The organism is Alteribacter aurantiacus DSM 18675 (assembly GCF_000429705.1).
Classification (GTDB): domain Bacteria; phylum Bacillota; class Bacilli; order Bacillales; family Salisediminibacteriaceae; genus Alteribacter; species Alteribacter aurantiacus.
Map to the genome: position 1 here is coordinate 2,315,123 of NZ_KE386941.1, position 11,001 is coordinate 2,326,123.

The window sequence follows — 11,001 nt, forward strand, 5'->3', positions numbered from 1 at the left end:
TTAATCCCCGCCTTTCCCCACAAACAATTCCCGTTCTTTTAAAAGAACCCGGACCATCTCTTTCACTTGCTTTTCTGCGTCACCATCCAAAAGTGTTGCCCCTTTGCTTTTTTCAGGTGGCCACATCTTCCCAACAATCGTTGGAGAGCCTTTCAAGCCAAGTTGTTTAATGTCCACGTCGTCCAAATCATCCACAGTCCAAACGGTCGGTTCATATCGGGCAGCTCGAATCACGTTAGGCAGTGGCGAATAGCTCACATCGTTAATTTCTTTTTCAACGGTTAATAGACATGGAAGCGTAGATTCAATCAGCTCGTATCCTTCCTCTACTTTGCGGTGAACACGAATTCGGTTTTCGACCCTATTCACTTCGGCTACACGATTCACACATGTTAGTGGAGGAATACCGAGCCTTCTAGCAATCCCGGGACCTGTTTGTCCTGTATCACCATCGATGGCGTGCTTACCGCATAAAATCAGATCAACGCCTTCAAGGCTTTGAATTTTCTCGATTGCTTTGTAAAGAGCATAGCTGGTTGCTAGAGTATCCGCTCCTGCAAAACGGCGATCAGATATCAAGATGCCTTCGTCAGCTCCGATTTCGACACATTTTCGAATCGCATTTCTTGCCTGTGGAGGACCCATGGAAAGGACAGTGACTTTCCCTCCGTGAATATCTCTAAGTCTGACCGCTTCTTCAACGGCATGAGCATCATAGGGGTTCAAGATCGCTGGTGCACTTGATCGATCCAGGGTATTCGTCTTTGGGTTCACTTTAATGATCTTCGTATCAGGTACTTGTTTGATGCAAACGAGGATGTGCAATGGTCTCTTCATCCTTTCTATGGAACGTCGTAATCTATGTGCAGTTCGTTGATGACTTTATGAAAGTGATTGTGTATCGGTTCACGAACTCTAAAACAACCACTCTACTTTCATCTATATGTAACAAAAAAAGACTTATTCGAGCCAAGCCTCTTCTCGGAACCTCACATTTACACAATTGTTCGCGGGTCAGACCCCGCTTCTACGTCATGTGAAAAGAAAAGAGTGGATGGCCAATAAGAGAGAGAAAACCGAAAGAAGCCGCCAAATTTGCTTAACTTGATGGCTATGGGGACAGTCCCCCATCGCTTTAGAGCGCGAAAATCCCCTTGCCATCATACTGGCAAGGGGAACGAGGTTATCGTTTAAATTTGCTTCCTTTTTTCTTCTTCAGAAGGTCCATTTTTGATTGGATCGACGTCTTCATGGTCTTTGTTTTTTCTTCGTCTAAAACTACACTTGATATAGTGTCCTCGACGAGAGTAACAATAAACCAATCTCCTTCTTTACTTTTAGGAGGAATTTTTTGAACGGGAAGAATGACTTCTCTCTCCTCTTCACCGACCAACAGCACCGCCCATTGTCCATCTTCTATGCGATCGAGGACAGCTTGTTTTTTACCCATACAATCACGCCCTTCTTCCTATGAAATCACTTCTTTACGTTTCACTATAGACACACTCAGAAAAATCATACCTGTTATCAATACGATCGTCACAGTCGTTGGTAGCCACACAAGAGCCTCCGTCTCGCCTGTCCGTAGCAAATCACTGCTATGGGAGGTAAGCATGCCAGGAGACCACTGGATTAGATCTGGGAGGAATCCGCTAATGATAGACAATACAATAGCCATTCCAATTGTTAAGAAAGCGACCGCACCTGATGACTTAAAGAGGGAACTAAACAAGATCACTAATGTCATAATAAACATAACCCATAATAAGAAAAGTAGCGCCCCTAAAACAATATCTAAAATGGGCACCGATTCGATTAGCAAGAACGTATAATAAATCGCACTCATCAATCCGAGCACATAGGAAGCGGTGACCAAAGTTAGCATGGCAGCCCATTTCGTCGTGATTACATTCCCGTACGATACAGGCTTTACAAGAACCATTGCCCACGTTCCTTGCGTACGCTCACTTACAATGGTTCCCATAAAAGCCAGTACGAGTACCAGCATGCCGATCTGGCTAAACTGGCCGAGCGTATCGGCAAGCACCTGACCGCCACCAGGGAGGGGAATATCGATAACCGCTCCTTCTGGCAAACCACCGAATTGCTCCAAAATATCCGGCAAATAATAAGCAGTCACAGGTTGAGTCATCCCAAGGAGCATAAAAACAAGGGGGACCCAAAGCCACTTAAAGCTCCGCCACTGTTCACTTAACTCTTTTTTATACATCACTGTCCACTGTCTCATGATTTCGTCACCTGCATAAACAAATCCTCCAAACTTGTTTTCACAATTTCAAACCGGACGGGCGCTAATCCGTGGAATTTTGGGTCTTGAAGGATTGCCTCTCTACTTAATGTCAAATCGCTCACAGTAAGCGTGACAGCTTTGCCTTTTACGTCCATATGTCTAACCCATTCTTTTTCCAACAGGGTACTGGACCATTGCTTGATTTCTCGTTCGGTTTCAATATGGATTGCCGGTTGCTGATAGTTTCTTTGCAATTCTCCGAGCGTCCCCTCAGCTACGACCTCTCCTTCTTTCATGATATAAATATCATCACAAATCTCTTCTGCATCATGAAGGACGTGCGTTGAAAATAGAATCGTCGTTTTGGTCTTCAATTCCCTCATTAATTCCAAGACTTCTCTACGTCCGTGAGGATCTAGAGCCGACACAGGCTCATCGAGCATGACGACTTTTGGATCATTTATTAGCGCTTGGGCAATACCCAGTCGTTGCTTCATACCTCCTGAATATCCTGCGATTTTTTTCTTGGCTCCATCTGTAAGTCCTACAAGAGATAGAAGGTCTTCTCCTTTTCTAATGGCTTCTTTTTTCGACAAACCACACAATTGCCCCACATAAACCAAATACTCGATACCACTCATCCACCCATAAAAGGCAGGATATTGGGGTAAATAACCGATCATTTGTCGATGATCCGTCTCTTCCTGATCTTTGAAGATCACTTTTCCATCGCTTGGTTTTAATAGTCCTCCAAGCATGGACAGAGTTGTTGTTTTTCCGGCACCATTAGGACCAAGGAGAGCCGTGCACACCCCTTCTCGAATGTTTAGGTTCAGCCGGTTAACGACAGGTACACCACCAAATGTTTTCGTCATGTTTTTTGTTTCAAGTACGTACATTAATCCGTTTTCCTTCCGAAGATAAAGTATGCGATCGGTCCGATCGTATTAAACACAACAATGACGATAGCCCACACCCACTTTTCCCCATTCACCTGGTCTCGCTTCACTAAATCCAATAGTGCCACAGTCATAAGAATCAGTTGTATAGCAATAAGTGGAGCAACTACACCCCAGTTGATCATATCCATTATTCATTCCCCCAATTGTATCTACTTTTAATTCCCATATATTTTCTACGTATAAAGCTAAACAAAAGTTTCACCTGCGTATGGTTTAACCCTCACTATGATACACTGAATTTAAAGCCTTAATAAAGTGAGTGTGAATCGACAATGGTAAAAAAAGTATTCATGCTTTCAAGTATCCTTTTACCACTTTTCTTCTTTTTTCAACAAAATGAAGGCATGGTAGAAGAAATGACAAAAGCACCAGAACGCACTGTTCAAGTGATGAGTACGAAAGACACGCTTCCTACGGAGGAATCTTTCTCTGTTTTAGCCGAAAAGCTCAAAGGTATCCCCTATAACGGCCGAGGAGACGAACCGACAGAAGGGTTTTCTACTGCGACCTTGACTAAATACATGTATAACCGTGTAGAGAACGTTCAGTTATCCCGCCACGCCCATCTTCAACAAGAGTTAGGGGAGAAGGTAAAAAAGAAAAACCTCAAAGAAGGAGACCTTGTCTTTTTCAAAGGAGAAGAAAGTACACTTACCGGAATCTATTTAGAAAACGGCTCTTTTATAACAGCAACAAAAGACGGCGTCGCGTTACGTAACCTTTCTGAAGATAGGTATTGGAAAGGTCGATTTATTGAAGGAAAACGATTAACAGATAAAGAGAAAAAGATGCTTACGCCAAGAACGCATCAGAGTCACGATCACCCAGCCATATCAGACGCTCTTTCTCTCCTCGATCGGCCTTACAAATTAACAGGAGATACGCTCGCTGCCTTTGACTGTTCCTTTTTGGTCCAACATGCATTTGAATCGATGGATATACACCTCCCGAGAATTACCTATCACCAATACGAGGTTGGCAAAAGCATTCCTTTAAAAGAAGCTCTGCCAGGTGATGTGATTTACTTTTCCGGTACGTGGCAAGAAGGAATTTCTCATACAGGTATTTACTTAGGCGATCGCTTCTTTATCCATGCAAGTGGTGAAGAGGGGAAAACAACAATTTCTTACCTTGGAGAGTCATGGATGAAGCACTTTACCGGTGTGAAACGGTTCGACCATTTAAAAGTCGATCGAGAACATCCTATCGTCGATCGGGCGTATCAATTATTGAATATCCCTTATGAAAAGAAAGGGAAATCGCCGAATAGTGGATTTGATCGAAGTGGCTTTCTTCACTATGTCATGTCTCCATATGACACTGCTTTTCCGCAAACGTTAAAGAGGCAATGGCAGTATGGAAGTCAAGTTAAAGAAGGAGAGCAACAGCCTGGGGATGTTTATTTTTTCCGCTCAGACAACAACAATCCCCTCCCAGCCGTCTATATCGGAAATGACCAGCTGATCGTTCTTAGAGAAGATGACGGGGTGTCTATTATCGACCCAAGGTTTAGTCATTACTGGACAAAAGACAAGCTTATGGGTATTAAACGATATGAAGTTGGACGTGGATAAAGTACGCCTAAATGAACGGATCCATATGAAAGACAAACGATAGTAACCTCAAAATACAAAAGAAACCAGCCACTTCTTCCATCGAAGTGGCTGGGTTTTTCCTCTCACGTTAAGGGTACTTTGTATATGAGAGATGAATGCTAAAAGAGTCACACACAGCTGAAAAAGTTGTTTTGTACTTTTTCAATAGCCTCATCCTTAATCATCAAAGGCATTGGAAAAGGGTAACGTTCGACCTTTTTTAGCGCTTTCAATCACCTCTAAGGAGATCAAGTCATGAAATGGATTAGAAAAGATAAATGGGCTCTCTTTTATACATCCCTTCTTCTGCTCATCATACTTCTAACTGCTGTTGGGATATATGGATTAATGAAACCTCTCCCGGAGAGTGTGAGCTTTGAGGGAGAAGACCACGAGATCCCTGATGCACAATTTTATTATGATTTGACATATCAAACGAAAGACGGTGATTGGGTATCGGACCAGTCTATTTTTGATGAAATCATAGAAGTTATTAATAGAGCCGATTCCTATCTCCTTTTGGACATGTTTTTATTTAACGCCTATCACGACCGAGATGAAGAGATGCCAGAGATAAGTAAGCGTGTGACTGAGGCTTTACTGTCAAAAAAAGAAAGCAACCCGGACATTGAAATTATCTTTATCACTGACGAATTCAATACTGGCTACGGCTCTCATGATTCAATACACTTAGTTCAGCTCGAGGAGGCAGGCATTCATACAGTCATCAGTGACCTTACACCGCTAAGGGATGGGAAACCGGTTTACTCTGCGTTTTATCGAACGTTTTTTCAATGGTTCGGCCGTGGGGAAAACGGTTGGATTTCTCACCCTTTGAGCGAAGAAGCTCCCTCATTAACTGCACGTTCTTATCTAAAGCTACTTAACTTGAAAGCCAATCATCGAAAGCTTGTGGTATCTGACAAAGAAGCCTTCGTCACCTCAGCAAACCCTCATGATGGAAGTGGACTTTATAGCAATATCGGCTTTCGAGTTACAGGGTCGGTGATCAAAGACATTTGGGCAGCAGAAAAGGCAGTCGCTTCTTTTTCCACAGATGAACCTTTGCCCTTTCCGAGCGACGAGGACTTTCTTTATGACGAGAGAGCTGAAGAAATAGACAATGGCGATGATCGCGTGATCGCTCGTCACTTGACCGAAAGCAGCGTGAAAAATCATGTGATTGAGGCGATTGAATATTCAGCAACAGATGACCTCATTTACATAGGTGTATACTATCTTGCCAAAGACCCAATTGCGGATGCCTTACTTGAAGCGTCAAGACGAGGGGTGGATATCCGTATTGTTCTAGACCCTAACAGCTATTCCTTTTCACAAGAAACTCACGGCCTTCCAAATAGACCTTCTGCGAAACATATTCATGAAGAGTCCAATGGGCACATTGATATTCGGTGGTTCAACATTGATAAAGAACAATACCATACAAAACTTATGTTTGTTCAAAAACAAGAGGAGTCTATCATGATCGGTGGCTCTTCAAACTTTACCCGAAGAAACATGGATGACTTTAATCTAGATGCAAGTATCAAATTGACGGCATCAAACGAATCCTCTCTTTCAGACAGTGTTCTACAGTATTTTGAAAAGATATGGACTAACGAAGACGGCCTCTACACCCTTCCACTTGAAGAGTACGAAGATGACCTCTCCTTTTGGAAACCAGCTGTTTTCAGACTTCAGCAATGGCTATATTTCACAACCTATTAAGTCCTAAAAAAATCCCCCTGCCGAAATGGCGAGGGGGATTCGTTATGATTAAAGGTTAATGACTGTTACTTTGTCACGAAGCATGGAATCAATACTACGTCCAATTCCTTGAACACCTTGTCCTGAGTTTTTCACACCTAGGAATGGGAAGTGGTCAGGTCCACGAGAAGTCTTACCGTTTAACTGAACAGTACCAACTTCTAGTTTATCCGCGATCTTAAAGGCATCGTCCATGTTTTGAGTAAAGATACTTGCCTGAAGCCCAAATTCATTGCGACGCTCTAGTTCAATCGCTTCAAATGCGCTGTTAATGCGTACGATTGGAAGAACCGGTCCGAACTGCTCTTCCCATGCCACACGCATATCCTCTGTTACATTGTCGAGTAGTGTTGGTTGAACCAAGTTATCTTGACGATCGCCAGATAAAACGACTGTTGCTCCTTTTTCTTTTGCATCTTCGATAAGTGATTCAACATAGTCAGCTGATCTGTCATCAATTAATGGTACAACACCTGCACCTTCAGATGCTTTACCAACTTTAAGACCTTCAATGTTTTCTTTTACTTTCGCTACAAGTTCATCAGCTACGCTATCCATCACCAGTACACGTTTGATTGCTGTACAACGTTGACCTGAGTAGCTGAATGCTCCAGCGACAATTTCTTTCGCTGCCTTATCAAGGTCAGCATCTTCAAGTACGATAGCAGGATCTTTCCCTCCAAGCTCGAGTACCACAGGAATCATGGAAGCTTGTTTCGCAATATGCTTCCCTGTCTCTGTACCTCCTGTGAAGCTGATCATGTCTACATCAGTGTGTGTCACGATGAAATCACCGATCACTGAACCTCTACCTGTAACAACGTTTAGTACACCTTTTGGAAGGCCGGCTTTTACAAGTGCTTCAATCATCTTAATTCCACTGATTGCACCTTGAGTAGCAGGCTTGAACAATACTGTGTTTCCTGTAACAAGTGCAGGTGCAATCTTAGCAGCTGCAAGGTTAACCGGGTAGTTAAATGGTGAAATAGCAAGGACAACACCATGTGGAACCTTTTGAATCATCGCTTTTTTGTTCTTACCGCCACCAGGGAATCCATCCCCAGTCATGTATTCACCTTTTACACGAAGTCCCTGTTCAGCAGTGTAACGAATTAATTCAGCTGTACGTGTTACTTCCCCTTTAGCTGAAGACAACCCCTTACCTACTTCGCGCTGAATCACATCTCCAATTTCATCTTCCATTTTCTCAAGCTCATCAGCCCAACGATGTAACAACGCTACACGCTCATCCAGTGGTGTTTCTGCCCACTCGACCTGCGCAGCTTTTGTAGATCGTGCTGCTTCATCTGTTTCCCCTTGCGTCATGGAAGGAACATAACCAACAATGCTTTTGTCGTCAGGAGACAGAATTTCAATTGTCTTGCCTGATTCACTTTCTTTCCATTCATTATTTAGTAAAAATGAGTACGTTTTATGATCTTGACGAGTTGCCATGATTAAATCACTCCATTAAAGGTTAGAATTTATATGCCTGTATATACAGGTTGTGTTTATTCATCAATGTTTTACATTAAAACATGTGAAAACCCTTTCGTTCAAGGCATATGCTCAGATAAATCCTTATTTGTGCCGGTTTTTGAGAAAACCAGCATCGCTCTATCCCTATAGCTTGACCGAATCACAGCGCTTTCATAAATTCGGAAAAAAATTTAAAATTTTTCTTTCTGCATAAGTATAAACATTTTATATTTTGGTTTTTATTGTATTTGAAAAGAGTATTAGGTAGAAAACCGAGGTATAAAAAACGATTATTTATTGTTTTAGGGAACAAAAAAAAGGATGAACACCACGGGGATGCACCTTTTTTTCAGTTCGGGTGCCTTAAAACCATAGCTACCTTTGTAGGTAGTTCTTATGAGATCTTTTATTAGACGAACATTTATCCAAACAGTGTAGGTAATAGGGGGACGATATGGATGGTTGTCAACACGCGTTGCTCAAATGTTTGTAGGGTTGTAAATCTAATCTGTATTCTCATGACTAGATAGAGAAGATCACTGTCTAGATGCGATGAAGCTTGTGGAAAGGGACTGATGTGAAAAGGAAAGAATTTAGAGGCAATTGGTGTGATCAGCCTATCTTAAGGGGGACGAAGGTTAAAGCATGGGAAATAAAGAATAGATTTACGTGAGTATGTTCCATGAGAGATAAACATCAGGGAATGCACTTTTTCAGTACCTTAAAGCTGTACTCTCTCAACAGGTACACAACCATGTTCCCACTCGAGTAAAGGCGATTTGTAAACGTAAGTTTTGGTCTTTTTCGGTGGCCTCTTGCAGCACGATAAGGCCCATGTGCGAAGTATCTATCTTTCAGTAAAAGTCGAAAGCAACACGAAAAATCATCTTGAGATCGATACCTTTGGAGCTGAATGAAAATGAAATCTCATTTAAGTAAGAGCAAAAACGCAAGCGCCTGGATCACGAGCGTTTTAAAGAAAACTTGGCTTTTCACCCAAAATGGCGAAAGTCTTAGTTGCCCTTATGCTGGAAGTACAAACATTTGAGGCAGGCCATCAGTTTGAAGCCGCTCCGCAAGCTTCATCCAAATGAAATGACCTCAAGCTCGTAGGCGCTGAAGCTAGACGAAAAGAGTACTAAGGTAGTTATCCACATGTAAAAAGAGTGATAAATTCATACACAACAAAAAAACAAGGTGCGTGTTTGCAACCTTGTTAACTGTATGTATAAATGGTGAGCCATGAAGGACTCGAACCTTCGACCCTCTGATTAAAAGTCAGATGCTCTACCAACTGAGCTAATGGCTCTTCATTAAAAAAATGGTGACCCGTACGGGATTCGAACCCGTGTTACCGCCGTGAAAGGGCGGTGTCTTAACCACTTGACCAACGGGCCATATGAAATATATATGGCATTAGAAAACGGTAATCAGTTGCTAGTAACTTGGGTATTAATGGTGGGCCTGAGTGGACTCGAACCACCGACCTCACGCTTATCAGGCGTGCGCTCTAACCAGCTGAGCTACAGGCCCAAGTTGCAACAAATTGCGTTTTAAACATAAAAATGGAGCGGGTGATGAGAATCGAACTCACATCATCAGCTTGGAAGGCTGAGGTTTTACCACTAAACTACACCCGCGTGTGTGTTATTCATCTATATGAAGTTAAAATGGCGCGCCCGAGAGGAGTCGAACCCCTAACCTTCTGATCCGTAGTCAGACGCTCTATCCAATTGAGCTACGGGCGCGTGGAGCGGAAGACGAGATTCGAACTCGCGACCCCCACCTTGGCAAGGTGGTGTTCTACCACTGAACTACTCCCGCAAATAAAAAATGGCAGGGCTAGCAGGATTCGAACCTGCGCATGACGGAATCAAAATCCGTTGCCTTACCGCTTGGCTATAGCCCTATTTCATATAATAAAAATGGGGCGATCAATGGGATTCGAACCCATGCATGCCGGAACCACAATCCGGTGCGTTAACCTGCTTCGCCATGACCGCCATCATAAAATTAAATTGGCAGGGGTAGTAGGAATCGAACCCACATCAAAGGTTTTGGAGACCTTCGTTTTACCATTAAACTATACCCCTTAAAGATGGTGGAGGGGGACGGATTCGAACCGCCGAACCCGGAGGGAGCGGATTTACAGTCCGCCGCGTTTAGCCACTTCGCTACCCCTCCATCTTTACTTGTTGATAAACTGCGAATCTCTTCGCAAATAAATTTAAATGGCGGTCCCGACCGGGATCGAACCGGCGATCTCCTGCGTGACAGGCAGGCATGTTAACCGCTACACCACGGGACCAATTATGGCGGAGGAAGAGGGATTCGAACCCCCGCGGGCCGTGAAGCCCCTGTCGGTTTTCAAGACCGATCCCTTCAGCCGGACTTGGGTATTCCTCCGCGATAAAATTATTTGGTAGCGGCGGAGGGGATCGAACCCCCGACCTCACGGGTATGAACCGTACGCTCTAGCCAGCTGAGCTACACCGCCAAATAATGATATAAAATATTAGGTTAAATGGTGGAGCCTAGCGGGATCGAACCGCTGACCTCCTGCGTGCAAAGCAGGCGCTCTCCCAGCTGAGCTAAGGCCCCATTTTAATACTTGCCTAGCGACGTCCTACTCTCACAGGGGGAGAGCCCCCAACTACCATCGGCGCTGAAGAGCTTAACTTCCGTGTTCGGCATGGGAACGGGTGTGACCTCTTCGCTATCGCCACTAGACAAATATGAAGTTAGAGAGATATTCTCTCAAAACTAGATAACAGCTTCGACACTCTTCACAGAGTTTCATTAGAAGACTAAACAAACATCAATTTTTGGATAAGCCCTCGATCGATTAGTATCTCTCAGCTCCACGCGTTGCCACGCTTCCACATGAGACCTATCAACCTCATCGTCTCTGAGGGATCTTACTTACTTAACGTAATGGGAAATCTCA

At 43.5% G+C, this 11,001-nt stretch carries 8 protein-coding genes, 14 tRNA genes and 2 rRNA genes; 2 read left to right on the plus strand and 22 right to left on the minus strand.

What is annotated here, in order from left to right; all coding sequences use genetic code 11:
- The 5 genes from G476_RS0114990 to G476_RS0115010 all read right to left on the minus strand — a co-directional run bounded on the left by G476_RS0114990 (position 1) and on the right by G476_RS0115010 (position 3,341).
- A complete protein-coding gene (locus G476_RS0114990) occupies positions 1 to 825 on the minus strand; it encodes an electron transfer flavoprotein subunit beta/FixA family protein (protein ID WP_026690826.1) in 825 nt (274 codons plus the stop codon).
- Positions 826 to 1,183: 358 nt separating this feature from the next.
- A complete protein-coding gene (locus tag G476_RS0114995; protein ID WP_026690827.1) occupies positions 1,184 to 1,450 on the minus strand; it encodes a DUF3006 domain-containing protein in 267 nt (88 codons plus the stop codon).
- 18 nt (positions 1,451 to 1,468) lie between these two features.
- On the minus strand, positions 1,469 to 2,248 hold the full coding sequence (locus G476_RS0115000) for an ABC transporter permease (RefSeq protein ID WP_026690828.1): 780 nt from the start codon (positions 2,246 to 2,248) through the stop codon (positions 1,469 to 1,471).
- Positions 2,245 to 3,150, minus strand: a complete 906-nt coding sequence (locus tag G476_RS0115005) for an ABC transporter ATP-binding protein (RefSeq protein ID WP_026690829.1) — start codon at positions 3,148 to 3,150, stop codon at positions 2,245 to 2,247. Before G476_RS0115005 ends, G476_RS0115000 begins: the two co-directional genes overlap by 4 nt.
- On the minus strand, positions 3,150 to 3,341 hold the full coding sequence (locus G476_RS0115010) for a PLD nuclease N-terminal domain-containing protein (RefSeq protein WP_026690830.1): 192 nt from the start codon (positions 3,339 to 3,341) through the stop codon (positions 3,150 to 3,152). The genes G476_RS0115005 and G476_RS0115010 overlap by 1 nt, the downstream gene beginning before the upstream one ends.
- Before the next feature lie 144 nt (positions 3,342 to 3,485).
- Between G476_RS0115010 and G476_RS22170 the strand changes: the two genes are divergently transcribed.
- On the plus strand, positions 3,486 to 4,787 hold the full coding sequence (locus tag G476_RS22170) for a C40 family peptidase (protein ID WP_051314823.1): 1,302 nt from the start codon (positions 3,486 to 3,488) through the stop codon (positions 4,785 to 4,787).
- Between the two features lie 276 nt (positions 4,788 to 5,063).
- Positions 5,064 to 6,536, plus strand: coding sequence for a phospholipase D-like domain-containing protein (locus G476_RS0115020; RefSeq protein WP_035186597.1), 1,473 nt, complete (start codon positions 5,064 to 5,066; stop codon positions 6,534 to 6,536).
- Between the two features lie 48 nt (positions 6,537 to 6,584).
- Here G476_RS0115020 and G476_RS0115025 read toward each other — a convergent pair whose 3' ends face one another.
- From G476_RS0115025 to G476_RS0115105, 17 genes are all read right to left on the minus strand, one after another.
- Positions 6,585 to 8,030: an NADP-dependent glyceraldehyde-3-phosphate dehydrogenase gene (locus G476_RS0115025; protein WP_026690832.1), complete on the minus strand. Its 1,446-nt coding sequence runs from the start codon at positions 8,028 to 8,030 to the stop codon at positions 6,585 to 6,587.
- 1,257 nt (positions 8,031 to 9,287) lie between these two features.
- Positions 9,288 to 9,363, minus strand: a tRNA-Lys gene (locus G476_RS0115030).
- Between the two features lie 13 nt (positions 9,364 to 9,376).
- Positions 9,377 to 9,451 (minus strand) — tRNA-Glu (locus G476_RS0115035).
- A gap of 59 nt (positions 9,452 to 9,510) precedes the next feature.
- Positions 9,511 to 9,587: transfer RNA gene (locus G476_RS0115040), tRNA-Ile, on the minus strand.
- Between the two features lie 33 nt (positions 9,588 to 9,620).
- Positions 9,621 to 9,694, minus strand: a tRNA-Gly gene (locus G476_RS0115045).
- Positions 9,695 to 9,725: 31 nt separating this feature from the next.
- Positions 9,726 to 9,802, minus strand: a tRNA-Arg gene (locus tag G476_RS0115050).
- A gap of 1 nt (position 9,803) precedes the next feature.
- Positions 9,804 to 9,878, minus strand: a tRNA-Gly gene (locus tag G476_RS0115055).
- Positions 9,879 to 9,888: 10 nt separating this feature from the next.
- Positions 9,889 to 9,963, minus strand: a tRNA-Gln gene (locus G476_RS0115060).
- A 17-nt stretch (positions 9,964 to 9,980) separates the two neighbouring features.
- A tRNA-His gene (locus G476_RS0115065) sits at positions 9,981 to 10,057 on the minus strand.
- 16 nt (positions 10,058 to 10,073) lie between these two features.
- A tRNA-Trp gene (locus tag G476_RS0115070) sits at positions 10,074 to 10,147 on the minus strand.
- 6 nt (positions 10,148 to 10,153) lie between these two features.
- Positions 10,154 to 10,238 (minus strand) — tRNA-Tyr (locus G476_RS0115075).
- A gap of 48 nt (positions 10,239 to 10,286) precedes the next feature.
- A tRNA-Asp gene (locus G476_RS0115080) sits at positions 10,287 to 10,362 on the minus strand.
- 5 nt (positions 10,363 to 10,367) lie between these two features.
- A tRNA-Ser gene (locus G476_RS0115085) sits at positions 10,368 to 10,460 on the minus strand.
- A gap of 14 nt (positions 10,461 to 10,474) precedes the next feature.
- Positions 10,475 to 10,551, minus strand: a tRNA-Met gene (locus G476_RS0115090).
- Positions 10,552 to 10,579: 28 nt separating this feature from the next.
- Positions 10,580 to 10,655, minus strand: a tRNA-Ala gene (locus tag G476_RS0115095).
- A 12-nt stretch (positions 10,656 to 10,667) separates the two neighbouring features.
- Positions 10,668 to 10,784: ribosomal RNA gene (rrf, locus tag G476_RS0115100) — 5S ribosomal RNA — on the minus strand.
- 95 nt (positions 10,785 to 10,879) lie between these two features.
- A 23S ribosomal RNA gene (locus tag G476_RS0115105) occupies positions 10,880 to 11,001 on the minus strand; the annotation flags it as partial.

Excerpts from the sequence above, each read along its gene's own strand:
- G476_RS0115010 (WP_026690830.1), bottom strand. The coding sequence starts at position 3,341 with ATGGATATGATCAACTGGGGTGTAGTTGCTCCACTTATTGCTATACAA.
- G476_RS0115005 (WP_026690829.1), bottom strand. The coding sequence starts at position 3,150 with ATGTACGTACTTGAAACAAAAAACATGACGAAAACATTTGGTGGTGTA.
- G476_RS0115000 (WP_026690828.1), bottom strand. The coding sequence starts at position 2,248 with ATGAGACAGTGGACAGTGATGTATAAAAAAGAGTTAAGTGAACAGTGG.
- G476_RS22170 (WP_051314823.1), top strand. The coding sequence starts at position 3,486 with ATGGTAAAAAAAGTATTCATGCTTTCAAGTATCCTTTTACCACTTTTC.
- G476_RS0114995 (WP_026690827.1), bottom strand. The coding sequence starts at position 1,450 with ATGGGTAAAAAACAAGCTGTCCTCGATCGCATAGAAGATGGACAATGG.
- G476_RS0115025 (WP_026690832.1), bottom strand. The coding sequence starts at position 8,030 with ATGGCAACTCGTCAAGATCATAAAACGTACTCATTTTTACTAAATAAT.
- G476_RS0115020 (WP_035186597.1), top strand. The coding sequence starts at position 5,064 with ATGAAATGGATTAGAAAAGATAAATGGGCTCTCTTTTATACATCCCTT.